Here is a 24,828-nt window from a genome sequence, read left to right as displayed (position 1 = left end):
GATGGTTCTCCGCCCCTGCGGGGCATCGGTCTGCAAGAGGACGGGCTGACCCATGACAGCCCCCACATATGGTAGTGGGCGCAACCGGTATTGCCAATCAACCTTTCAAGTTTTCCCCAACGGAAGGCAGATTTCCGCGCCGCGAAGGCCCGGCTCGGATCGGCTGGCCAACGTAACGGACCCGGCCGGGGTGGCCGGGTCGTCGTGGTCCTGCCGCCGTTGCTACGCCTCCAGCGGCAGGACATCCACGCTGTGACGGCTGGCCTGCGCGCCGGAGGTCCGCAGCGTCCCCTTGACCGGGGCGACGTCGGAATAGTCCCGGCCAAAGGCCACGACGACATGATCGCGCCCGGCGGGACAATTGTTGGTCGGGTCGAATTCGATCCAGCCCGTTTCCACCCCGGCCCAGGCGCGCACCCAGGCATGCATGGCATCGGCGCCCGCCAGACGCTCCGCCCCCTCCGGCGGGAGGGTGCGCAGAAAGCCGGAGACATATCCCGCCGGGATGCCCACGGCGCGCAACGCGGCGATCATCACGTGGCTGAAATCCTGGCAGACCCCGCGCCGCTGGGCAAAGGCGTTCTCGGGCGGGGTGGCCACGTCGGTGGCGCCCGTGTCAAAGGTCATGGCTTCGTACAGCGCCGCGCCGATCGCCGTCACCGCGCCCGCCGCCGTCTGGCCGGGGTGCAGGCAGGCGCGGGCAAAGGCGGTGATCGCCGCATCCGGCGCCACGCGTGGCGAGGGGGCGGTGAAGTGCAGCGGCGATTGCGGGCCAAGCGCGCGCAGGGTGCACAGCTCCTCCTCCAGCCGGGGGAGGGGCGGGGAAAAGTCCAGCCGCCCGCCCGGCGCCTGCCGCTCCACCCCGGCGCGCAGCTGAAAGGTCAGCTTCTCCAGCGGGTCGGCCCAGGTCATTTCGCTGACCGCGTTGCCGAAGAAATCCCACCGATCCCGGCGCGACGACGGTGCCGGGCTGGCCGACAGGTGATGCGCGCCCAGCGTCTGCGCGCCGGGCCGCGACAGGGGCAGCAACCGCAGGTGCAACCGCGCCGCACCCGTGGGGGCGCCGTATTGCTGCACGATTTTCAACCGGATGTCATACCGCATGGGCTAACCTAGGTAGGTGGTCGTCAGAAGGGCGGAAATCTCGCGGATCGTCTCCCGGATCTCGGGCATGTCGCGGGATGTGATCTCCTCGGCGGCGGAGACCCGAAGAAGAGTCTGCAATTCCAGGATACGGCGGGTCAGGGCGGACAGGCGGCCGTCGTCCTGGGCGCGGGGCAGGGCGCGGGCATGGTCCAGCATCTCGTCCAGCTGGAACAGCAGGGACCGGGGGTTGGCCGGGTCCAGCGCCAGCAGGTCGAACAGCGTCGCCGGGTCGATATCGAGGTTATGCAGGCGCCGGTGGGTCATCACGCTGTCACCCAGGTCCAGCGCGATGTCGTGGCAGCCCGGCGGCGCGTCCTCGGCGGCAAGGGATTCCAGCAGGAGGGTCATGTGATCGGCCCGTTCCAGCGCCCGGCCGAAGGTCAGGAACCGCCAGCTCACAGAACGGTACATGTTCTCGTGCACCAGCCCGGCAAACCCGGTGATCCGCCGCAACAACACGGTCATCGCCCGCGCGGCCCCGTCGCGGGGACGGGGGATATGGGCCATTTCGCGGGCGCTGCGGGACAGCTCGCGCAGCGCCGTCCAGGCATCGGGGGAGAGCCGGTCGCGCAGCTTTCCGGCGCAAAGCTCGGCCGCGGAGAGCTGCGCCAGCAGCGCGCCGGGCACCCGTGCGGCCGGGTCGATGCCCCGCAGCGCCAACTGGGCCGACAGCACCTGCATGTGCGGCGCCTCGGGGTCGCCGGTTTCGGACAGGCGCAGGTGCCAGGCGCGGAGCAGGCGGATCGTGCCTTCGGTCCGTTCCAGGTAGCGGCCCAGCCAGAACAGGTTGTCCGCCGCCCGCGACGGCAGCGGCAGGGCCACGGCACCCGCCCCGCCGCTGCGTGGCGCGATCAGCGTGTCCTGGGGCACCGGGCCGTCGGACAGGATCCAGACATCCGACACCGCGCCGCCGCCCTGCATCCTGAGCGCGGCATTCCCTCCCTCGGGCGCTGTGCGCGCGATCCGGGCATAGCCGCCGGGCATGATGGTCCAGCCCTCGGCGGTGCGGGCGGCGAAGACGCGGATGGTGGCCGGGCGTGGCACCAGCCGCCCGCCGTCCCACATCGGAGTGGAGGACAGCGCCACCGCCTGTTGCGCGGCCAGGGCGGGGCCGTCGGAGGCAAGCCATTCGGCGATGCCGCGATCCGCCGGCGGGGCCAGGGTTTCGGCCGCGTCATGGGGCAACGCACAGCTGAGCGCGGGAGCAAAGACCATCTGGTCCGCGTGCCGGGCGACGTGATCGCGCGCGGCGTCCTGGCCGCACCACCAGGTGGCGATGTTGGGCAGGGCCAGCGGCGCGCCGGTCAGCACTTCGGCGATGCGCGGCAGGAAGGCCATCAGGGCGCGCGTTTCCAGCACCCCGGCGCCCAGGGCATTGACCATCGCCACCTGTCCGCCGCGCAGGGCAGAGACCAGTCCGGGGGTGCCGATCCTGCTGTCGTCGTTCAGCTCCAGCGGATCGGCAAAGGCACTGTCCAGCCGTCGCCACAGCACCGGCACCGGTAGCAGCCCGCCCACGGTGCGCACCATCAGGCGGTCGTCAACGACGGTCAGATCCTCGCCCTCCAGCAGCAGCAGGCCCAGGTAGCGGGCAATATAGGCATGTTCGAAATAGGTATCGGTGCCCTGTCCCGGCGTCAGGATCGCGGGCCGGGTGCGGGGCGGGGCGCTGTCTTGCATCGGCGGGCTCAACCCCTCCAACGCGGCGCGGAAGGCGCCGAAGAACCCGGCCAGCCGGTGCACGTTGGCGCGTGCCATCAGGTCGGGGAAGGCCTGCGCGGTGGCCATGCGGTTTTCCAGTGCAAAGCCCGCGCCCGACGGCGCCTGCGTCCGGTCGCCCAGCACGAACCAGCCGCCATCCGGGCTTCGCCCGATCTCGAAGGCCAGCAGGTGCAGATAGTGGCCCGAGGCCGGGGCGATGCCGATCATCGGGTGCAGGAACTCCGGGCTTTCGGCGATCAGGCGCGCGGGCAGGTGGCCGTCCGCGATCAGGCGCTGCCGCCCGTAGAGATCGGCCATCACCCGTTCCAGAAGTTCTGCCCGCTGCACCAGCCCGGCGGCGATGCCGGTCCATTCGTCTTCGCCCAACAGGATCGGCAGATGAGACAACGGCCAGTCGCGTTCGGACTGGGCGTCGTTCTCGTAACGGCGGAACTGCACGCCTGCATCGCGCAGGTACTGGTCGGCGCGGGCGAAATGGGCCTCCGCCTCGGCGGGATCCAGCGCCGCCAGTGCCTCCAGCAGGGGGCGCCAGACCGGGCGGATACTGCCGTCGGGGCGCAGCATCTCGTCCGCAGCGCCGGGGCGCGGGGCATAATCCTTCAGCAGCCGGTCAAGCGCGGCACGGGCAGGTCTGGCAGCGGTCATATCAAGGTCACGAACAGATCCGGCAGTCAGAGACCGGGCGGCCGCCTGAGGTCAAGCGTATGGGGGAAGTCCGGATGCGGGATTTCCACGGGCGGGGTCAGCAGGCCGGGCGTATGGCCATGCGGCGCGAACCGGGAGAGGCGCCGGGCCTCGGCCTCGTTGCCATTGACCGGGAAGGTATCGTAGCTGCGTCCACCCGGATGGGCCACGTGATAGGTGCAGCCACCGATCGCCCGGCCGGTCCAGGTGTCCAGGATGTCGAACCGCAGCGGCGCGTTGACCGGCAGCACCGGGTGCAACGCTTCGGGCGGTTGCCAGGCCTTGAACCGGACGCCGCCGACGAATTCGCCTGCCGCTTCGGTGGGCACCAGCGGCACCCGCCGCCCGTTGCAACAGATCGCGTAGCGGTCGGGATGCTGGGTGGTCATGCGCACCTGCAACCGTTCCACCGAACTGTCGGTGTGGCGCACGGTGCCGCCGATGGCGCCGGTTTCGCCCAGAACATGCCAGGGTTCCAGCGCCTGGCGCAACTCCAGGTTGACGCCTTCCACAGTGGTTTCGCCGCAGAACGGAAAGCGGAATTCCTGTTGGGCCACGAACCATTCCGGTTCCATTTCGAACCCATGGTCGCGCAGGTCGCGCAGCACATCCATGAAATCCGCCCAGACAAAGGCCGGCAGCATGTAGCGGTCGTGCAGCACGGTGCCCCAGCGGACCGGCTTGCCCTTGATCGGAGCGGCCCAGGCACGGGCGATGATGGCGCGGATCAGCAATTGTTGCGCCAGGCTCATCCTCGGGTCGGGGGGCATCTCGAAGCCGCGGAACTCCACCAGTCCCAGCCGCCCGGTTGGCCCGTCGGGGGAATAAAGCTTGTCGATGCAGATCTCGGCCCGGTGGGTATTGCCGGTGACATCGGTCATCATGTTGCGGAACAGCCGGTCCAGCAGCCAGGGCAGGGGCTGCGGCTGCGCCTCGCCGGGGTCGGGCACCTGGGCCAGCGCGATCTCCAGCTCGTAGAGCGTATCGTGCCGGGCCTCGTCGATGCGGGGCGCCTGGCTGGTCGGGCCGATGAACAGCCCGGAGAACAGATAGGACAGCGACGGATGCCGCAGCCAGTACAGGACCAGCGAGCGCAGAAGATCTGGCCGCCGCAGGAACGGGCTGTCGTCCGGTGTGGCGCCGCCGACCACCACATGATTGCCACCGCCGGTGCCGGTGTGGCGCCCGTCGATCATGAATTTCTCCGCCCCCAGCCGGGATTGGCGGGCGGCGTCATAGATCGCCTGCGTCGTGGCGACGCATTCGTCCCAATCATGGGCGGGGTGCACGTTGACCTCGATCACGCCGGGATCAGGGGCGACGCGGATCACGTTCAGGCGGGGGTCGTCGGGCGGGGAATACCCCTCTACATGGATCGGCAGACCCATGCGTTCGGCGACCGTTTCGGCGGCGGTCAGCAGGTCCAGGTAATCCTCCAGAGCTTCGCAGGGGGGCATGAAAAGGCACAGCCGCCCATCGCGTGGCTCTATCGCGATGGCGGTGCGCACGGCGCCCCGGCCAGGATCGACACCGGCCTTGCGGCCCTGTTGTTCCGTCACTTGCTGGTCCGTCACCTGCTGGTCAGTGCCCCGGGCGCGCGGCGCGGCCTCCGGTGCGGGGCGGGAGGATTGGGTGCGGCCTGCATCCACCTGCGGCGTGCGGGTGGCCCGGTCGGCATCCTCGTCGGCGCGCTGGCGGTCCTGCGCGGCCTCTGCGGCGCGGCGGGCGGCCGCGCGCTCCGCGTGGAAATCCGGAAGCGCATCGCGCGGGGTCGTGGGATCGACCGGGTAGGAATAGGGGTATTGCGACGGCGGCACATGCGGAAGCGCCGCCAGCGGCAAGCGAAAGCCCACGGGGCTGTCGCCGGGCACCAGAAACAGGTGACCACGCCGGGTGCGCCATTTCTCGGACCGCCAGCGTGGGCCGGTGGCGCGCGCCTGCCAGCGCTGGATCGGCAGCACGTAGCCCGCCGGTTCGGTCAGTCCGCGGGCAAACACCCGCGCCATCCGCGCGCGCGCCTCCGCGTCCTTCAGCTTGCTGTCCTCGGGGGTGACATTGGGCGGCAAATCGGCCTCCCGCAGCATCCATTCGGCGGGATCCTCGAAGGCGGGCAGGGCGAAATCCTCCTCCAGGCCCAGCTCTGTCGCCAGGCCTTGCATGAAGGTCCTCGCCTCGGCGGCGGTGGCAGGGGTTTCGGCGTCTTCCTTGGCGATCAGGGCGGTGTCCTGCCAGACCGGCACGCCGTCACGGCGCCAGAACAGGGAGAAGGTCCAGCGCGGCAGTGTTTCGCCGGGATACCACTTGCCCTGGCCGTAATGCAGAAACCCGCCCGGCGCGAACCGGGCCTGAAGGCGGCGGATCAGGTCGTCAGCCAGCGCACGCTTGGCCGGGCCGACAGCAGCGATGTTCCATTCCGCGCTTTCGAAATCGTCGATGGAGACAAAGGTCGGCTCCCCTCCCATGGTAAGGCGCACGTCGCCCTCCGCCAGCCGTGCGTCGACCTTGTGCCCCAGGGTATTCAGCCGCTGCCAGCTCTCCTCGGAAAACGGCTTGGTGATGCGCGGATGTTCGGAGATGCGCGTGACCTGCATGTCGAAATCAAAGCTGATCTCGGGCTCTCCATCGGCGGTGAACCCGCCCGAGATCGGCGCGGCGGTGCGGTAATGCGGGGTGGCGGCCAGGGGGATGTGGCTTTCCCCGGTCAACAGGCCGGATGTCGGGTCCAGCCCGATCCAGCCGGCGCCGGGCAGGAAGACCTCGCACCAGGCGTGCAGGTCGGTGAAATCGTGATCGGTGCCCTGTGGCCCGTCCAGCGCCTTCAGGTCCGGTTTCAACTGGATCAGGTAGCCCGACACGAAGCGCGCCGCGAACCCCAGGTGCCGCAACACCTGAACCAGAAGCCACGAACTGTCCCGGCACGACCCCCGGCCCGAGGCCAGCGTTTCCTCCGGTGTCTGAACGCCCGGTTCCATGCGGATGACATAGCCGATGCTGTCGGCGAGATGGGCGTTCAACCCGACCAGGAAATCCACGGTGTGATCGGTGTCCTGCGGGATGTCGCGCAGGAACGCCTTGAGCCGGGGGCCGGCGGGCTCGGGACTGGAGTAGATCGACAGGTCGCTGCCCAGGTCGGCGGGCACCTTGAAAGGCCACCGCTCCGCGCTGTCCTCGACGAAGAAGTCGAAGGGGTTGTAGACCGACATGTCGGCGACCAGGTCGACCTCGATCTTCAGTTCGCGAACCGGCTCGGGAAAGACGAAACGCGCCTGCCAGTTGCCATAGGGATCCTGCTGGTGATTGACGAAATGTCCCTCCGGCGAGACCCGCAGCGAATGGGAGATCACCCGCGTGCGCGAATGCGGCGCGGGGCGCAGCCGGATGATCTGCGGCCCCAGCATGACCGGGCGGTCATAGGTGTAATGCGTCAGGTGGTGAATCGCTGCATTGATCGCCATGGGTATCTGCCCCTCCTCGGCGCGGTGCCGTTGGTTCAATCCTTGGCACGGTTTGCCGTGACCGGGCAAGTTCGCCCGCCACGCATGGGTCGTCGCCGCGCCGTGCCTGTGGCATTTCCCGTCTTTCACCTTATCATCAAACGAATGATCGTCGGAATCGGCTTGTCGTTGACCGGGCTGGCGGTAAGTGCCCAATTTGTGGGCAGAACCGCCGCAAGCGACCTGTTCGACGCAAGGGAACCGGGGTCCGGTCTCGCGTCCAGGACTGTCGTCACTACGATCGAACCGCCTGGCGGGGGCTGTGTGATGGGTCCGCCACGGGTCAGGAGCGAGGGGAAACATGAACGATACCAGGTTCTTCGACGAGATGGGCAATGCGGCCGGCGCTGCGCGCGCGCCCTATGCCCAATATGCGGAATGGTTCGCGGGCGAAGACCCCCGATCACTGCTGAAGAAATCGGCAGAGGCCGAGAGCTTCTTTCGCCGAATCGGCATCACCTTCAATGTGTACGGACAGCAGGAGGCCGATGAACGGCTGATCCCCTTCGATATCGTGCCCCGCATCATCGCGGCGGCCGAATGGCGGCAATTGGAACGCGGCATCGAACAACGGGTGCGGGCGATCAACGCCTTCCTCGGGGACATCTACAATCGTCAGGAAATCCTGAAAGCCGGACGTCTGCCCAGCCACATCATCGCCAACAACGCCGCCTTCCTGCCCGAGATGATCGGGATGCAGCCGCCGGGCGGGGTCTTCACACATATCGTCGGCACCGACCTGGTCCGCACCGGGGAGAACGATTTCTACGTGCTGGAGGACAATGCCCGCACCCCCTCGGGCGTGTCCTACATGCTGGAAAATCGCGAGACGATGATCCAGATGTTCCCCGAACTCTTCACCCAGATGAAGGTGCGTCCGGTCAGCAGCTATCCGGCCGAATTGCGCCGCTCCCTGTCCGAATGCGCGCCGCCGAATTTCGACGGGACGAAGCCGCGTGTCGCCGTGCTGACGCCGGGGCTGTACAATTCGGCCTATTTCGAACATTCCTTCCTGGCCGACCAGATGGGCGCCGAACTGGTGGAAGCAGGCGACCTGCGCATCGTCGACGGGCAGGTCTGCATGCGCACGATCCGGGGCTACGTGCCGATCGACGTACTGTATCGTCGGGTGGACGACGAATATCTGGATCCGCTGACCTTCAACCCTGACAGCATGCTGGGCGTGCCGGGCATCATGGATGTCTACCGCGCGGGCAACATCACCATCGCCAATGCGCCGGGCACCGGGATCTCGGACGACAAGGCGCTGTATTCCTACATGCCCGACATCGTGGAATTCTACACCGGCGAGAAGGCGATCCTGAAGAACGTGCCGACCTGGCGCTGTTCGGAGGCGGACAGCCTGAAATACGTGCTCGACAATCTGGCGGATCTGGTGGTCAAGGAGGTGCACGGATCGGGCGGCTACGGGATGCTGGTCGGGCCGGCCGCCTCGAAGAAGGAACTGAAAGATTTCGAGGACAAGCTACGCGCCAAGCCCGGCAATTACATCGCCCAGCCGACGCTGGCCCTGTCCACCGTGCCGATCATGACCAAGGCCGGGCTTGCACCGCGCCATGTCGATCTGCGACCCTATGTGCTGGTCGCGCCGGGGCGGGTGCACATCACGGCCGGCGGGCTGACACGCGTCGCCCTGAAGGAGGGATCACTGGTCGTCAATTCCTCCCAAGGGGGCGGCACCAAGGATACCTGGGTTCTGGGGGACTGACATGGCAATGCTGGGACGCACGGCGGGCGGACTTTTCTGGATGTTCCGCTACCTGGAACGGGCGGAAAACATCGCGCGCCTTCTGGAAACCGGGTTTCGTATCGCGCTGACCGCCTCGCACGAGGCCGAAGCGGAATGGGAATCCATCATCTCCACCGCCGGGGTGCGCGACGCCTATCTGGCCAAGAACGATCATTTCGACGGCGCTACGGTCATCAATTTCCTGCTCCGCGATCCTGACAATTCCTCGGCGGTGATGAACTGCTTTGCCGCCGCCCGGTCCAACGCGCGCATGGTGCGCACCGCGCTGTCCTCCGAAGTCTGGGAGGCCACCAACGAGGCATGGATGACCATGAAGCCGGCGCTGGCGCGGCCCGTCTCGGTCAAGGATCTGGCCGGGGTGCTGACCTCCATCCGGCAGCATTCGTCACTGGTGCGCGGGGCGCTGCACGGCACCATGCTGCGCAACGAGATCTTCGATTTCGCCCGTGTCGGCACCTTTGTCGAACGCGCGGACAACACGGCGCGGATTCTGGACGTGAAATACTATGTGCTGCTGCCCTCTGCCGCCTATATCGGCAGTTCGATGGACAATGCCCAATGGGAGACGATCCTGCGCTCCGTCTCGGCATTCCGGTCGTTCCGCTGGCTGAACGAAAGCGACACCTCACCTCGGGCCATCGCGGACTTCCTTATCCTCGACAAACGGATGCCGCGCTCTCTGGCGTTCTGCCATTCCAAGATCCTGGGCAACCTGACCTACCTGGGGCGGGGCGTGGATCCGGACCTGCCCTGCGTGGCCCTGTCCCGGCAGATCGACGAACGCTTGTCAGGTCGCGATATCGAGGAGATATTCGACGAGGGGCTGCACGAGTTCCTTGAACGCTCGATCAGCGATACGGCCCGGCTGGCCAGCCAGGTGCAGGAAGATTTCAGGTTCTACGGATAGAATGCGATGCGTCTGACGATTTCCCACACCACGACCTACAGCTATGACCAGCCCGTCAGCTATGCATTGCTGCAATTGCGCCTGACGCCACGCAGCGGGCCGGGGCAGGAAACGCGGCGCTGGTCCACGCAGGTTCAGGGCGCGACCCGGCAGGTGCAATTCGTCGATCACTTCCGCAATGACGTGGATCTGGTCATGATGGACGAGGGGGCGACCCGCCTGTCGATCACCTCCGAAGGGGAGGTGGAGACGCAGGACCTGTCCGGCGTGCTGGGTGCGGGCCGGACGCTGGCGCCGCTGTGGCTGTTCACCGCCGACACCGCCCTGACCGCGCCGGGCGATACCCTGCGCGCGCTGGCCGCCCCGCTGGAGAAGCACGCGCAGGACGATCCGCTGGATGGGATGCACCGCCTGTGTGACGCCGTGGCGGAGGCGGTGGCTTATACCAAGGGCACGACCGGCAGTGCCACCACGGCAGAGGCTGCCGCCAGATCCGGGCAGGGGGTCTGCCAGGATCAGGCCCATGCGATGATCGCCTGCGCCCGCCTGCTGGGCCGGCCGGCGCGCTATGTCTCGGGCTACCTGATGATGTCCGACACCGTGGATCAGGAGGCCAGCCACGCCTGGGCCGAAATCTGGATCGACGGGCTGGGCTGGGTCGGCTTCGACGCGGCCAATGCACAATGCCCCGATGACCGCTATGTCCGCGTGGCAGTGGGACGCGACTATGCCGACGCGGCCCCGGTGCACGGCCTGCGCCAGGGCGACGCGCAAGAAGAGCTTTGCGTTTCCGTGCAGGTTCAGCAATAGCACTACCCGTCCAGTACGGAGAACGGGAATCATGACCTATTGCGTGGGTGTCAGGTTGCAACGCGGCGTGGTCTTCATGTCCGACACCCGCACCAACGCGGGCGTCGACAACATTTCGACGTTTCGCAAGATGCACGTCTTCTCGGTGCCGGGGGATCGCTGCATCACCCTGATGACGGCGGGCAACCTGGCCACCACCCAGGCGGTAATCGCGGAGCTTCAGGAACGGTCGAAATCCCCGACCGAACGGGAACCCGACATCCTCAAGCTGGACAGCATGTTCCAGGTCGCCCGGCTGGTCGGGCGGGTGCTGAAGGAAACGATTGCCGTCCATGCGGATGCCGGCCAGCGTGCCGATGCGGCCTTTAACGCGACGATCATCCTGGGGGGGCAGATCGCCGGCGGCGACCCGCAGCTCTACCTGGTCTACCCCGAGGGAAATTTCGTCGAGGCCGGCGAAGACACGCCGTTCTTCCAGATCGGCGAGACGAAATACGGCCGTCCGATCCTGCTGCGCGCCTATGACAGCGGCATGTCCTTTGAAGAAGCGATCAAGCTGCTGCTGGTCAGTTTCGACAGCACGATCAAGGCCAATCTCTCCGTCGATCTGCCGCTGGACTGGCATATCTACGAAACCGACACCCTGGCGGAGGGGCGTACCGGTCGCATCAACCGCGACGATCCCTATTTCGACGAGATCTCGCGCGGCTGGGGCGTGGCCCTGCGTGACGCCTTTGGCAGCCTGCCGGATTTCACGATTGATTGATCTCTCGCGTGCGGACCTGATCCTGCGCCGCGCGGCCCGTCCTTTCGGGTGTCGAGGGATCGAATGGATGTGTCGCGTGCTCCGCTGAGTCCTCCCTCACCAGCGGCTGGCACAATCTCCACCCGGCTCCGACGCAGGCCGATGTCAGCCCCGGTCTCCCCCCGATCCGGCGCCGCGCCACATGGCCAGGCGAGTCGGTGCTGCGCTGCAGCGGTATCGTTATGTGATATTCCGCCCGTTTTTTTGGCAAGCACACGGAAAGAGCGCACAAGTAATGTGCAGGTGACGTTGTGCCCCCCGGAAAGCTGCGTCTTGGATAGGCACTTGCCACCGAACCCGCCTTCATGGGGGCGCACCTGCCAACAGGGGCGAAACTGGAGTGCGGTGGCAAACTTTCCTGGCCGGATGTCACCACCGCACGAACGCAACAACAAGCTGCACGTGCCATATAGGGGGGAACGCATGACATGTCGAACACGCGCGACCTGTATCGGTGCCGCTGCGGCGGATGATGAAGGGATACCGCATTTCATGTCGCATTTTCTGAAGACCATGCTGGGCGCCGCCGCAGGGACGATCCTGCTGTCCGGCGCGGCCGCTGCCCAAGACACCATCAAGGTGGGCGTGCTGCATTCGCTGACCGGGACCATGGCGATCTCGGAGACCACGCTGAAAGACACCATGCTGATGCTCATCGAGGAGCAGAACAAGAAGGGCGGGGTGCTGGGCAAGCAACTGGAAGCCGTGGTCGTCGATCCCGCCTCAGATTGGCCGCTGTTCGCCGAAAAGGCGCGAGAGCTGCTGACCGTCTCGGAAGTGGACGTGATGTTCGGCTGCTGGACCTCGGTCAGCCGCAAATCCGTCCTGCCGGTGATCGAGGAGCTGAACGGCCTGCTGTTCTACCCGGTGCAATACGAGGGCGAGGAATCGTCCAGGAACGTGTTCTACACCGGCGCCGCACCCAACCAGCAGGCCATCCCGGCCACCGACTACTATCTGGAAGAACTGGGCGTCGAGAAATTTGCCCTGCTGGGCACCGATTACGTCTACCCACGCACGACCAACAACATTCTTGAAAGCTACCTCAAGGACAAGGGCATCGCGGAAGAAGACATCTTCGTCAACTACACCCCTTTCGGCCATTCCGACTGGTCCAAGATCGTCGCCGATGTCGTGGCGCTGGGCGCGGACGGCAAGAAAGTCGGCGTGATCTCCACCATCAACGGGGACGCCAATATCGGGTTCTACAAGGAGCTCGCCGCCGCCGGTGTCAGCGCCGATGACATCCCCGTCGTCGCCTTCTCCGTCGGGGAAGAAGAACTGTCGGGCCTCGATACCTCCAACCTGGTCGGGCATCTGGCCGCGTGGAACTACTTCCAATCCGCCGAAAGTGATGCAAACACCGATTTCATCGCCCAGTGGAAGGCCTTCGCCGGCGAAGAACGCGTGACCAACGACCCGATGGAGGCGCATTACATCGGCTTCAACATGTGGGTGAACGCCGTCGAAGAGGCCGGGACCACCGATGTGGACACCGTGCGCGAGGCGATGTGGGGCCAGGAATATCCCAACCTGACCGGCGGCACCGCCGTGATGGGGACCAACCACCACCTGGCGAAACCGGTCCTGATCGGCGAGATCCTCGAAGACGGCCAGTTCGACATCATCTCCGAAACCGATCCGGTGCCCGGCGATGCCTGGACCGATTTCCTGCCCGAAAGTGCCGTTCTTACCTCCGACTGGAGCGAGCTGGATTGCGGCATGTACAACACCGACACCTCGACCTGCGTGCAGATGCAGTCGAACTACTGATCGGGTCTTTCTGACCTGATCCCGGTCGGGGCGGCGCGTCCTCCTCCCTTGGCGCTGCCCCGATCCCGTTCCCATGACGTTCCTCCCGCTCCGAAGGCTTCCATGCTGATCCGAATTGCCGTGACCCTGCTTCTGGCGCTGATGCCGGTCGCCCCTGCGCTGGCGCAGGAGACGATCCAGCCGATCCTCCAGACCCATGCCGACATCATCGAGAAGAGCTCTCGTCGCAGCATTGGCCCCGCGATCGACGCCATCGCCGCATCGGGTCTGCCGCAGGCGCAGGTGGTTCTGGAAACCTGGCAGGCCAAGGACATGTGGCAGCGGCTGGACGACGGCCTGTTCGTCGCAGCGCGCAAGGAAGACGGGGGCTACCGCCTGACCGATTTCGACACCGGCGCCGACCTGGGCCTGGTGGACAAGGACACCATCGACCAGCTGAAACCAAATTCCGGTATCCGGGCCATGATCGGTGCCGCGCTGGTGCGATTTCAGCTGTCCGATCCCGACCCCGCCCGCCGCGTTGCCGCGCTGGATGCCATCGACCGCGATGCGCAGGCCAGCCACCTGCCGGCCCTGCGCGCCGCCATCGCAGGGGAGGATGATCCTACCCTCAAGGCGCGCAAGCAACGGCTGGAACGGCTGCTGACCATCCGCTTTGCCCCCGATCCCGAGGCGCGGATCGCCGCGATGGGGGATATGGCCGGCGATCTGGGCGTGGACATGCGCGCCACGTTGAACCCGATCCTGGCCACCACGCGCCACGTCGCGACGGGCCTGCCCGACCGGGGCAATATCGCCCGAGTGCTGGAGCCCGGCAGCGATGCCTTGCCAGCGCAGGACGCTTATGCCCTGCTGGTGACGGATGGTCTGGCCCCCGCCCGACTGACCTCCGATGCCCTGCGTGAGACATTGGCCGGCAATATCGTGGACGGCGCCGTGGGCGGTGTGCCCCTGGCCGATCTGGACCGGGATGCCTCCCGGATCCGCGCCTATGCCGCGCTTGTGGCCCAGGGCCGCGCCACCCCTGCGGCCACCGACGCCGATGTCGCAGAGGCGCTGGCAGGACATGTGTTCTACGAACTCTACACCGAGGATGACGCCCGCATCACCACCGCAGCCGAGGATGCCCTCGCCGCCATCCGCACCAAGGTCGCCGTGCACCAGGTGCTGGACCTGTCGCTGGATGCGCTGTCGCTGGCCTCCATCTACTTCCTGGCGGCGATCGGTCTGGCCATCACCTTTGGCGTCATGGGGGTGATCAACATGGCGCATGGCGAATTCATCATGATGGGCGCCTATACCGGCTATGTCGTGCAGCAGCTCATCCCCGATTACACGCTGTCGCTGATTGTCGCGATCCCGGCCGCCTTTGCCGTCACATTTGCCGCCGGTGTCGCGATGGAGCGGCTGGTGATCCGCTGGCTGTATTCCCGCCCGCTGGAGACATTGCTGGCGACCTTCGGTATCTCAATCGCCCTGCAACAGATCGCCAAGAACGTCTTTGGCACCCAGGCGCGCCCGCTGACGTCACCCGGTTGGCTGGACGGGGCGCTGGTGTTCAACGACGTGGTGTCGATTTCCTATATCCGCATCGCGATCTTCGTGCTGGCGCTGCTGTTCCTCGGCTTCTTCCTGTTCCTGATGAACCGCACCCGCCTGGGCCTGGAAACCCGCGCGGTGACGCAGAACCCGAAAATGGCGGCTTCCATGGGGATCAATCCCGACCGTGTGAACATGCTGACCTTCGGCCTGGGGTCCGGCATCGCGGGCATCGCGGGCGTGGCCATCGGCCTATACGCCAAGGTGACGTCGGAGCTGGGCGCCGATTACATCGTGCAAAGCTTCATGACCGTTGTCGTGGGCGGGGTCGGGAACATCTGGGGCACGCTGCTTGGTGCCTCCATGATCGGGTTCCTGCAAAAGGGGATCGAGTGGATGAACCCGTCCAACACCCTGGCCGCGCAGACCTACATGATCGTCTTCATCATCATCTTCATCCAGTTCCGGCCGCGCGGCATCATCGCGCTCAAGGGCCGCGCGGCAGGAGACTGACCCCATGATCCCCATTCTTCCCCCCGCCAATGCCGACCACCCCCCGCGTCCCATGCGCCTGGCCCCACAGGGCGGCAGCCCTCGTCCCGACAGCACGGCGGTGCATCGCCGCGACCCGGACACCGCCCTGCAAGCGCTGCTGGCCGATGTGCTGCCCCAGGCGCAGGCCACCGGCCAGGCCGGTGCGCAGCCAGAACGGACCCCGACGGAGGACCAGCCATGAGACGCAGCTTCGTGATGCGCCACCCCTCCACGCTGATCTTCCTGGCCTGCCTGGCGCTCTTTACCCTCGCCGTCACTCTGCTGTCCGAGGCGGCAGGCACGGGCGTGATCTCCACCTCCTTCGTCAAGACGCTGGGAAAGACGCTGTGCCTTGCATTGGTGGCCATCGCCATGGACCTGGTCTGGGGCTATTGCGGGATCCTGTCGCTGGGCCATTTCGCCTTCTTCGGGTTGGGCGGCTACATGATCGGCATGTGGCTGATGTATGCGCGCACCGAGCTGATCGTGGCCGCCTCGCTGGCCAATGCCCAGATCCCGCCCACCCCGGCGGAGGTCTCGGATGCCATCGCCAGCCAGATTTTCGGCTTGGTCGGAGCCTCGGACCTGCCGCTGATCTGGGGGTTGGCGCATTCGCTGACCGCGCAGCTGGCGCTGGTCGTGCTGGTTCCGGGGCTGCTGGCGCTGGTCTTCGGCTGGCTGGCGTTCCGTAGCCGGGTGACAGGGGTCTACCTGTCTATCCTGACCCAGGCGATGACGCTGGCGCTGTCGCTATACCTGTTCCAGAACGACAGCGGGTTGCGCGGCAATAACGGGCTGTCGGGCCTGCAAAACCTGCCGGGCGTCACTGCGGGGCAGGACGCGGTGTCGCTGTGGTTCCTCTGGGCCTCGGCGCTGGCGCTGGGGCTGGGCTACGTGCTGGCGGCCTGGGTCGTCTCGGGCAAGTTCGGATCGGTGGTGCGCGGCATCCGCGACGACGAGGCCCGCGTGCGGTTCCTCGGCTATTCGGTGGAGGGGTACAAGCTGTTCATCTTCACCCTGACGGCGGTGATCGCGGCGGTGGCCGGGGCGCTCTATTACCCGCAGGCGGGGATCATCAATCCGGCGGAAATCGCGCCTATCGCCTCCATCTACCTGGCGGTCTGGGTGGCGATCGGCGGGCGTGGGCGTCTTTATGGCGCGGTGATCGGTGCGGTCTTCGTCTCCCTCGTTTCGACCTGGTTCACCGGCGGTATGGTGCCCTCCATCGACCTGGGGCTCTACCGGATCGACTGGGTGGATTGGTGGACCGTGCTGCTGGGCGTCAGCTTCGTGCTGGTGACGCTGTTCGCGCCCAAGGGGATCGGCGGGCTGGTGGATCTGCTGACCGACCGCCTGTCGCCCGACCGCCACGGCGCGGATTACGGCCCCGATCAGGGATCGTTGCAGGAAGAGGAGGGCCGGGGATGAGCACGCTTCTCGAAGTGTCCGGCGTTTCCGTCACCTTTGACGGGTTCCGTGCCATCAACAACCTGTCGTTTCAGATCGGCGATGCCGAATTGCGCGCCATCATCGGGCCGAACGGTGCGGGCAAGACCACGTTCATGGATATCGTCACCGGCAAGACCCGCCCGGACGAGGGGCGGGTGATCTATGGCGAACGATCGGTCAACCTGCTGAAGATGACGGAGGCCCGGATCGCCCAGGCCGGCATCGGCCGCAAGTTCCAGCGTCCCACGGTGTTCGAGGACCAGACCGTGCGGGCCAACTTGTTGATGGCCCTGAAAAATCCGCGTGGATCTTTCCCGGTGCTGTTCTACCGCCCAAGGGGTGAGGATCACGACAGGGTGGAGGCGCTTGCCGATGAGGTCGGGTTGAAAGACGCGCTGACCCGCAAATCGGGAGAGCTGAGCCACGGCCAGAAGCAATGGCTGGAGATCGGAATGCTGCTGGCGCAGGAACCGCGCCTGCTGCTGGTCGATGAACCCGCCGCCGGCATGACCCTGGCGGAACGCGAACACACGACAGACCTGCTGCGGGAGGCGGCACGCAGCCGCGCGGTGGTGGTGGTGGAACATGACATGGATTTCGTGCGCCGGCTGGGCTGCAAGGTCACGGTGCTGCACGAGGGTTCGGTGCTGGCGGAGGGGTCTCTGGATCATGTGACCTCCAACCGCGAGGTTATCGACGTTTACCTGGGGCGCTGACGAATATGCTGAAAATCGACGGGCTGACCCTGCATTACGGGCAATCGCAAATCCTGCACGGGATCGACATGCAGGCCGACACCGGCCAGGTGACCTGCCTGATGGGCACGAACGGGGTCGGCAAGACATCGTTGCTGAAGGCGATTTCGGGGACCCATCCCCGCAGCGGCGGGGCGATGTCGCTGGACGGCGAGGATCTGGGCCGTCTGCCGCCGCACCACTTGGCGCAGAAGGGGATCGGCTACGTGCCGCAGGGGCGGATGATCTTTCCGCTGCTGAGTGTGCAGGAGAACATGGAGACGGCCTTTGCCTGTCTGCCGCGATCCGAACATCGCATCCCCGACGAAATCTTTGAACTGTTCCCGATCCTGCGCGACTTCCTGCACCGGCGCGGTGGCGACCTGTCCGGCGGCCAGCAGCAACAGCTGGCGATCGCGCGGGCGATGATCACACGGCCCAAGCTGCTGTTGATGGATGAACCGACCGAGGGCATCCAGCCCAACATCATCCAGCAGATCGGCCGCGTGATCGAATACCTGCGCGACCGGGGTGACATGGCGATCATCCTGGTGGAGCAATATTTCGAATTCGCCTACGGTCTGGCGGACCGGTTCTACGTCATGAAACGCGGCGCGATCACCACCTCGGGCACAAAGGCGGAGCTGGCCAAATCCAGCCTGATGGCCGAGGTCTCCGTCTGATCCTGTCGGCGGGAAGGGGCGCGCCCCCTTGTCCTTCGGGCGTCAAATACCGGCCGCGCAGCGTGGCGCCGCTTGGAAAGCGGTGCCATGGATCGCCCCGACGGGGCGATGCCTCCGGCGGCGGTATTTCGCGCCCGAAGGGGGACCACGGCGCGCGCCGTTCTTCGGGCGGGATCAGGCCTCCACCCAGATGGTGACGGGGCCGTCGTTGACCAGGCTTACCTTCATGTCGGCGCCGAATTGGCCGGTCGCGACCGCGATGCCCTGTCCGGCCAGATGCGCGGCGACGGTTTCATAAAGCGTGCGCCCCTCCTTGGGCGGGGCGGCGGCAGAGAAGCCGGGGCGATTGCCGCGGGTGGTGTCGGCGGCCAGGGTGAACTGGCTGACCACCAATGCCGCGCCGCCGCTATCGAGAAGGGAGCGGTTCATCTTTCCCGTCTCGTCCGGGAAGATCCGCAGTTTCGCGATCCGCGTCGCCAGTTTCTCCGCCTGTGCTTTGCTGTCGTCCTGCATGGCGCAGACCAGGATCAGCAGGCCGGGCCCGATCTCTCCGATCAATTTGCCATCGACATGCACGGCGGCCTCGGTGACGCGTTGCAACAGCGCGCGCATCAGCCGCGCCACTCCAGGATCTCGTCCAGCGCCGCGCGGGAGGCGCGGAAGGAATTGGCCGGGTGGTCCGCATCCGCGTGGCCGAAGGAGATCGCGCAGAGCACCAGCCGGTCGCGGGGAATGTCGAAATGGCGGTGGATCATCGGCGCGTAGCCAGCCAGGGCCGCCTGGGCGATGGTGTCCACCCCCGCCGCCCGCGCCGCCAGGCAGAAGGCGGTGACAAAGCCGCCGCAATCCAGCGCGCCCCAGGCGCCCAGCTCTTCGCCGGCGGTGACGATGGCAACATGGGGGGCGCCGAACAGGCGAAAGTTCTCCATCCCCTGGCGGGCGGCGCCTTCGCGGTCGCCCTTCTTCACGCCGACGGCCTCGTATAGCGCCCAGCCGACTTCCCGCCTGCGGGCCTGGTGGATGCCGGAATAGCCGTCGGGCCAGGGCAGGTCGGAGGCTGGGGTGCCGCCGCCGCGAACCTCCTCAAGCAAGGCGTTCCGGAACCGGTCGGTCTCGGCGCCACGGGTGATCAGCACTTGCCAGGTCTGGGTGTTGGACCAGCTGGGCGTGCGCCCTGCGGTGCGCACGATTCCCGCGATCACCGCGTCGGGCAGCGGATCTGGCCGGAAGGCCCGACAGGAGAACCGTTGCGCCATCAGCGCATCGAAAGCGGCGAGGTCGGTCATCATTGTTGTCCTGCGAAATAGGCGATCCCGGCGACCACGATGGCACCCGCGAGCACGGCCAGCGCGATTTTCCAGGCCGACCACGGGCGTTCCCCCTGTACCCGGCCGCTTTGGCCATTGACGACAAAGCGATAGGTCTTGCCGTTGTACTTGTAGGCCGCCAGCCAGACCGGCAGCAGCACATGTTTGAAGGTCACGTCCGCCAGCCTGGTGTCGATGTCATGCACCCGCTGCCTGTCACCGCCGATATCGAACCGCACGTCGCGTTCGATCACCCGGTCCATATGGGCGCGCGCCTCGTCAAAGGCGTCCTGCAATTCGACCTGGTAGCCTTCGGCCCGGAATCCGGCCAGGTATTGCGGGGCATAGGGTTGCAGCGCCGAAAGATCCCAGGGCTGCAACGCATCCGTGAACCGCTTTGGCAGGGATTTCGACGCCAGCACCAGCACGTCGTCGAAGAACCTTGACACCCGGCCGCGTGCCGGGGACCAGCGCACGCGGGCCTCTTGCACCTGCGTCTGCTTGCCGTCGCGCATCACGGTGCGGGTGACATAATAGACCGTCCCCCGCTCTCCCCGGTAGGCCGAGGAGGTCTGCGCATCAAAGGTCCAGTAGGGGACATAGATCCCCTCCATCTTGCGGCCCTTGCGGGCGTAGTCCTGCAATCCTCCGGGCGCGAACCACAGCCGACCCAGCCAATCGGTCATCGCCTGCCGCGCCGCACGTTCATCCAGCGCAAAAGGCAGGACACCGCGCGGCTTGATATGGCGGTGGGTGCCGGTGTCGGTGACAAAGGGCGTGGCGCAGAAGGGGCAGGCATCGGCATGGGTGACTTCGGAAACCTCGACCTGGGCGCCGCAATTGGGGCAGCGGGTGACGCGGGTTTCCTCGATCTCGGCGTCGGGCAGACGGGCTTCCACCGCTGCGTGAAAGTCAAGTTCGCGGATGGCGGGGGTTTCGGGGCGGGCCTCCTGCATCGGTTCGGAGTGACCGCAGAAATCGCAGATCAGCGCGCCGCGATCCGGGTCGAACCGGTAGTCGGCGCCGCAGTTCGGACAGGGAAACCTGGTCTCGTCCGTCATCCGTCTTGCCCCTCTTGCCTTCCGTGCCAACCTACCGGGCAGCGACAGGGGCGCAATGGAAATTTGCCCCGGCACGCGGGTTGAGGCCGCGTGGATCCGGCGCTAGGGAACTGCCATGACCTATCGCACCCATGCTACCCGGCTCCGCGTCCTGCTGTTCCCGCTGTTGTTGGCGACGTTGCTGGCCGTGTTGCCGCGCCCTGGCCAGGCCCAGGCGGGGCAGGCGATCTACACATTCCACTGGATCGGTGGCAACGGCTACGAGATGCGCGGGGCGATGTCCTTTCCCGACGCTTTGGCGCAGACGCCGCAGGTGATCGAACACGACGTGCAGTGCTTTCAGATCGCGGGCACCTATCAGGGCGCGCCGCTGGGCCATTGGGGGCTGGGGCTGCTGGAGGAAGACAGCAGCTGGCGCCTGACCTTCGATCCGCTGGCCGAGGCTTTCGCTGTCTTTGGCGCCGCCACGCCGATGCCGCAGGCCTGGAACATGGACGGCGCGGGGACCGATTGCGGGACCGGTGGTTTCGGCTTCAACATCGGCAATGCGGCGCAGGATCTGTGCCATGACGGCGCGCTGCTCGTGCCCAGCCAGGTGCCGCCGGGCCGCCCCTTCGCCGCGCGGCGGGTGGAGCGTTTCGAATTCGCCCCCCACGCCTGCCGCGCGCCCCTGTTGATGAGCCGCCTGTCCCCCCGGCGCTGAAGCGTCTGCGGTTACACGCCCGGCGGGGGCGGTGGCAGAATGGTGAACAGTTGCGCCAGTTCCGTCACTTCGCCGGCGGCCAGCCAACCATCCTGGCCGGCAGTCCAGACATGGCTGGCGCGGGTCAGCTCTCCGCTGGTGACCATGCGGCCCATGGCGGCGCGGGAATAGGGGCCGCGTGTCTGCCCGTCCTCGGCGATGTGCCAGACCTTTTCCACCGGCGGTGGTGGTGGCGGCGGAGGTGTCGCTGCGGCACCGGCCTGGGCAGGGGCGCTGCCCCAGGGGCCAGGCTGGGCGGCGGGACGGGCGCCCCAGGGGCCCTGTTGCGCCATCTGCTGCGCCATCGCCATGCCCAGTCCCGCGCCCAGTCCCGCCCCCATGCCGCCCCCGCCTGAGGGGTTGCGGGCTGCCGCGCTCATCGCTTCGGCGGCGGAAAACTGGGTGAATTTGCCCAGGTCGCCCGCCAACCCGATGGAGGTCCGCTTGTCCAGTACCTCCTCAACCGCGGGAGGGAGGGAGATGTTCTCGATGTAGAGTTCGGGGATCGACAGGCCGTATTCCTCGATCGTGGCGGAAATCTCGGAAGCCACCAACCGGCCCAGATCGGCGGTGTTCGCGGCCATGTCCAGCACGGGGATGCCCGATCCCGCCACCACGCGGGAAAATTCCTGCACGATGATATTGCGCACCTGGAACGAGATCTCATCCATGGTGAACTCGCCGTCGGTGCCCACGATCTCCTGCAGGAAGCGGGCCGGATCGGTGACCCGGATCGTGTAGGTGCCAAAGGCACGCAGCCGCACCGGCCCGAATTCGGGATCGCGGCAGATGATCGGGTTCTTGGTGCCCCACTTCAGATCGGTAAAACGATTGGTGTTGACGAAATAGATCTCGGACTTGAACGGAGATTGAAAGCCGTGGTCCCAGTGCTGCAACTTGGTCATTACCGGCATGTTGTTGGTTTCCAACATGTACAGGCCGGGGGTGAAGACATCTGCCAACTGACCTTCGTGCACGAAAACCGCAGCCTGGCCTTCGCGGACCGTCAGCTTGGCGCCGTACTTGATTTCGTGGCCCTGCCGTTCGAACCGCCAGACCAGCGTGTCGCGGGTGTCGTCAACCCAATGGATGACGTCGATGAATTCGCCGGAAAGAAAATCGAAAATGCCCATCGATGCGGTGCTCCGTATTTGCGGTGGCGCTGGTTTTCCTATAGCGGCTGACGCCGCCCCTGTCCAAGACGACGGACCCCTGCGAAGGAACCTGCCGATGCCCCTGACCCTGATCTATCGGCTTGCCGTCGTTCTGGGTGCCGGGGTGGTGGTGCTGTATCATTCCAACAGCGTGATCCTGCATTTCGAGAACGGACCCTATTTCTTTGATTCCGGCTGGTTCGCCTACCTGCTGGAAACCGGTGGTCCTGGCCTGGAAAATCCGCCTTACCTGCCAGAGCGCAGTTTCTACGACTACCACCTGTCGCCGATCCTCGTGGTCTGGGGCGCGCTGACCAGCGGCCTGTTCGGGGTTAACGGAATCACTGCCCTGGCCCTGTTGTCGGCGGCGGCGGGGCTGGCCGGAATGGCGGGCTTCGTGCTGATGGGGCCGGGGCGGCGCTGGCTGGCGCTGGGGCTGGGTCTGCTCTACGCGCTGGGGAACGAGCCGGTGATGCGGGCGCTGGGCTATCCGCATGTGGAGATTTTGTTTGCCGGGCTGCCGCCGTTGATGTTTGCCTGCCTGTGGCGGGGGGGGGTCCTGGCGGCAATCCTGCCCGCCCTGCTGCTGATCCTGACGCGGGAGGACGGCGGGTTCTTCGCGGCCTTCACGGTCCTGGCTTTCCTGACGATGAACCGCGCGGCCCTGGACCGTCGCGCGATTTGGCGCGGCGTTGCGCTGTTTGCCGCCTGTTTCGCCGCTGCGGTCGGGACTATGGCCCTGAAACGCGCCCGCCCAGGGGAGGTGGACCTGTTCCATCTCCATTTCGCGGGCGACGGGTTCTCGCATGTCATCCCCGATCTGCTGGTCGCCCGGCTGTGGAGCCTGACGCAAGAGGCCGGCACCGGCCCCTATCTGTGGCTGCTGGTGCTGTTCTCTCTGCTGGCCGTGACCCGCTGGCGGGTTCTGGACCTGCGTCGCCTGTGGGCGCCGCCGCTTCTGATGGCGCCGCTGTTGCTGCTGTATCTGGCGGCATCGAACGACACGCTGGCCCGGTTCCGGCTGTATTACGCGCTGCCCTGGGCGATCCTGATTGCCTTGACGGTGCAACAGGGGCTGGCGCGGCTGGCGGAGGGGCGCGGTGGTCGGGGCACGGTGGTGGGCCTGCTGGCACTGCTGGTGCTGACCAGCGTGCCAGCGGGGACGTATCTGCGCACTTCGAGTGATGTCCGGCGCTGGGCCGGGCTGGTCACCACCTGGCCGCAGGGCACGGTGCCGGCGATGCGGGCGGCCATGGCGGCGCAGGCTGCGGCGGGACGGCCCTGCACCTCGCAGGTGGCGATGGGGCTGCACCCGGCCCTTTTCCCGCGCGACCGCACCTTCGTCCCCTGGGAGCTGACGGGCGCGGACGGCGCCGAGCGGCTGGCCCGGTGCACGGAGGTCATCCTGTTCGAGGGATCGCTGTATTACCGGGACATCGCACGTACATTGGAAACACAGGGCTGGCAGGGTGTCCCCCTGACGGGCCGCCTGCGCCTCTACCGCCCCGGTTGAGCGCCCCTCAGCTGGAGCTGCCCATCAATTCGCGGGAGATGATGCCAATGGTCGGGCGGGCCTGCTCCAGGGTCATGCCGGGCCGCAGGCGCGGATCGTAGAGCATTTTCAACAACAGCTCGTCATGGTTGGTCAGCAGGGCGAATTCGTCGTCATCGTTGAAGATCGACGGGCGTGCGCGCGGGCTGTCATTGGCCAGGCCCAGCCCCTGGGCGATTTCCTCGTGGAAACACGATTGCCGCATCAACCCGGGATGTTCCGCCCGGACAAAGGCGATGGCACGGCGATAGACATTGTCGTTCTGCTCGGCCGAGAAACCGAAGACCAGGCAATGGATCGGCCGGGGCAGGGTGCGGATGATGCTGACGGCGCTGTCGGCGGCGTTGGGCACCAATTGGCGGATGCGGCGCACGGCATCCTCGCGGTCATCCTCGCCCATCACCAGGATGTGGAAGTTTCCGCCGCGCGTCACGGTCTGGATCGGATGGCCTGTCACCTGCGCCAGGCGATTGGCATAGCTGTCGATTTCGGCGCTGTCGCTGCGTTGCTGATCGGGTGGGACGGAGGCGCCGAATTCCACCTGAAGGCGAAGCGGTCCAGACCAGCGGCGCATGAAATCAGGGGTCTCGCGCGCCTGGGACAAGCCGGTGCCGCGTTCATATTCGTGGAAGAAAGCCAGCCGTTCGAAGTTCCGCGCCAGGTCGGTGGCGTTGAACGGCGTGTCGATGCCGCCGCCATCCCGGCGTAGCAGCCCCTGCGCCAACAGGTTGGATTGCACCCGTTCATAGTAGCCGCGCAATTCCTCGCTGGCGGCCGAGGGTGCGGGCGGCGCGGGCGCCGGATCGGCGGGGGCCAGCGCCGCGGGACGTACGCGCGGTGTTACCTGTGGCGGGGCGGAGGGAAAGGACTGACAGGCGCCCACCAGTGCCAGCGCAGCGACGCCCAACAGCCCGCGAAGCGTGCCGCCCCGCAGGCCGCCTGTTGCGTCATCCGCCATCAC

Annotated in this window: 20 protein-coding genes; 12 read left to right on the top strand and 8 right to left on the bottom strand. The window is 66.5% G+C overall.

Annotation, left to right across the window (positions count from 1 at the left end):
- Window positions 1–222: 222 nt before the first annotated feature.
- The 3 genes from G5A46_RS01130 to G5A46_RS01120 are packed head-to-tail and all read right to left on the bottom strand — an operon-like array spanning window position 223 to window position 7,007.
- Window positions 223–1,104, bottom strand: a complete 882-nt coding sequence (locus G5A46_RS01130) for a transglutaminase family protein (protein WP_163846497.1) — start codon at window positions 1,102–1,104, stop codon at window positions 223–225.
- A gap of 3 nt (window positions 1,105–1,107) precedes the next feature.
- Entirely contained in the window at window positions 1,108–3,513 is a 2,406-nt protein-coding gene (locus tag G5A46_RS01125) for a circularly permuted type 2 ATP-grasp protein (RefSeq protein ID WP_163846495.1), read from the bottom strand.
- 26 nt (window positions 3,514–3,539) lie between these two features.
- Window positions 3,540–7,007 carry a transglutaminase family protein gene (locus G5A46_RS01120; protein ID WP_163846493.1) on the bottom strand — a complete coding sequence of 1,156 codons (3,468 nt, stop codon included), beginning with the start codon at window positions 7,005–7,007 and terminating at the stop codon, window positions 3,540–3,542.
- Between the two features lie 340 nt (window positions 7,008–7,347).
- On the opposite strand from G5A46_RS01120, the gene G5A46_RS01115 reads away from it, so the two are divergent.
- From G5A46_RS01115 to urtE, 10 genes are all read left to right on the top strand, one after another.
- The gene (locus G5A46_RS01115; RefSeq protein WP_163846491.1) at window positions 7,348–8,775 is read left to right on the top strand and encodes a circularly permuted type 2 ATP-grasp protein; all 1,428 of its coding nucleotides are present in this window, start codon (window positions 7,348–7,350) and stop codon (window positions 8,773–8,775) included.
- 7 nt (window positions 8,776–8,782) lie between these two features.
- Window positions 8,783–9,724 carry an alpha-E domain-containing protein gene (locus G5A46_RS01110; RefSeq protein ID WP_163849825.1) on the top strand — a complete coding sequence of 314 codons (942 nt, stop codon included), beginning with the start codon at window positions 8,783–8,785 and terminating at the stop codon, window positions 9,722–9,724.
- A 6-nt stretch (window positions 9,725–9,730) separates the two neighbouring features.
- Window positions 9,731–10,534: a transglutaminase family protein gene (locus tag G5A46_RS01105; protein WP_163846490.1), complete on the top strand. Its 804-nt coding sequence runs from the start codon at window positions 9,731–9,733 to the stop codon at window positions 10,532–10,534.
- 31 nt (window positions 10,535–10,565) lie between these two features.
- Window positions 10,566–11,300: a proteasome-type protease gene (locus G5A46_RS01100; protein WP_163846488.1), complete on the top strand. Its 735-nt coding sequence runs from the start codon at window positions 10,566–10,568 to the stop codon at window positions 11,298–11,300.
- 531 nt (window positions 11,301–11,831) lie between these two features.
- Window positions 11,832–13,112, top strand: coding sequence for an urea ABC transporter substrate-binding protein (gene urtA, locus G5A46_RS01095; protein WP_163846486.1), 1,281 nt, complete (start codon window positions 11,832–11,834; stop codon window positions 13,110–13,112).
- A gap of 102 nt (window positions 13,113–13,214) precedes the next feature.
- On the top strand, window positions 13,215–15,164 hold the full coding sequence (urtB, locus tag G5A46_RS01090) for an urea ABC transporter permease subunit UrtB (protein WP_163846484.1): 1,950 nt from the start codon (window positions 13,215–13,217) through the stop codon (window positions 15,162–15,164).
- A gap of 4 nt (window positions 15,165–15,168) precedes the next feature.
- A complete protein-coding gene (locus tag G5A46_RS01085; protein ID WP_163846482.1) occupies window positions 15,169–15,387 on the top strand; it encodes a hypothetical protein in 219 nt (72 codons plus the stop codon).
- Entirely contained in the window at window positions 15,384–16,613 is a 1,230-nt protein-coding gene (gene urtC / locus G5A46_RS01080) for an urea ABC transporter permease subunit UrtC (RefSeq protein WP_163846480.1), read from the top strand. Before G5A46_RS01085 ends, urtC begins: the two co-directional genes overlap by 4 nt.
- A complete protein-coding gene (urtD, locus tag G5A46_RS01075) occupies window positions 16,610–17,350 on the top strand; it encodes an urea ABC transporter ATP-binding protein UrtD (protein ID WP_163846477.1) in 741 nt (246 codons plus the stop codon). Before urtC ends, urtD begins: the two co-directional genes overlap by 4 nt.
- A 5-nt stretch (window positions 17,351–17,355) precedes the next feature.
- On the top strand, window positions 17,356–18,051 hold the full coding sequence (gene urtE / locus G5A46_RS01070; protein WP_163846475.1) for an urea ABC transporter ATP-binding subunit UrtE: 696 nt from the start codon (window positions 17,356–17,358) through the stop codon (window positions 18,049–18,051).
- A 174-nt stretch (window positions 18,052–18,225) separates the two neighbouring features.
- Here the strand turns inward: urtE and dtd are convergent, their stop codons facing one another.
- From dtd to G5A46_RS01055, 3 genes are read right to left on the bottom strand one after another with little or no spacing between them, the layout of a single operon-like run.
- On the bottom strand, window positions 18,226–18,663 hold the full coding sequence (gene dtd / locus G5A46_RS01065) for a D-aminoacyl-tRNA deacylase (protein WP_163849824.1): 438 nt from the start codon (window positions 18,661–18,663) through the stop codon (window positions 18,226–18,228).
- Entirely contained in the window at window positions 18,663–19,337 is a 675-nt protein-coding gene (locus G5A46_RS01060; RefSeq protein WP_163846473.1) for a nitroreductase, read from the bottom strand. The genes dtd and G5A46_RS01060 overlap by 1 nt, the downstream gene beginning before the upstream one ends.
- Window positions 19,337–20,419, bottom strand: coding sequence for a TFIIB-type zinc ribbon-containing protein (locus G5A46_RS01055; protein WP_163846472.1), 1,083 nt, complete (start codon window positions 20,417–20,419; stop codon window positions 19,337–19,339). Before G5A46_RS01055 ends, G5A46_RS01060 begins: the two co-directional genes overlap by 1 nt.
- A 115-nt stretch (window positions 20,420–20,534) precedes the next feature.
- On the opposite strand from G5A46_RS01055, the gene G5A46_RS01050 reads away from it, so the two are divergent.
- Window positions 20,535–21,122: a hypothetical protein gene (locus G5A46_RS01050; RefSeq protein WP_239520555.1), complete on the top strand. Its 588-nt coding sequence runs from the start codon at window positions 20,535–20,537 to the stop codon at window positions 21,120–21,122.
- Between the two features lie 11 nt (window positions 21,123–21,133).
- On the opposite strand, the gene G5A46_RS01045 is transcribed toward G5A46_RS01050, so the two are convergent.
- Window positions 21,134–22,294, bottom strand: a complete 1,161-nt coding sequence (locus G5A46_RS01045) for an SPFH domain-containing protein (RefSeq protein ID WP_163846470.1) — start codon at window positions 22,292–22,294, stop codon at window positions 21,134–21,136.
- Between the two features lie 97 nt (window positions 22,295–22,391).
- Between G5A46_RS01045 and G5A46_RS01040 the strand changes: the two genes are divergently transcribed.
- Window positions 22,392–23,828, top strand: a complete 1,437-nt coding sequence (locus G5A46_RS01040; RefSeq protein WP_163846468.1) for a hypothetical protein — start codon at window positions 22,392–22,394, stop codon at window positions 23,826–23,828.
- A 7-nt stretch (window positions 23,829–23,835) separates the two neighbouring features.
- Here the strand turns inward: G5A46_RS01040 and G5A46_RS01035 are convergent, their stop codons facing one another.
- A complete protein-coding gene (locus tag G5A46_RS01035) occupies window positions 23,836–24,825 on the bottom strand; it encodes a DUF2927 domain-containing protein (RefSeq protein ID WP_204318671.1) in 990 nt (329 codons plus the stop codon).
- Window positions 24,826–24,828: the final 3 nt, after the last annotated feature.

The organism is Pseudooceanicola aestuarii (assembly GCF_010614805.1).
Classification (GTDB): domain Bacteria; phylum Pseudomonadota; class Alphaproteobacteria; order Rhodobacterales; family Rhodobacteraceae; genus Pseudooceanicola; species Pseudooceanicola aestuarii.
This window is presented reverse-complemented; position numbering and strand designations above follow the sequence as displayed.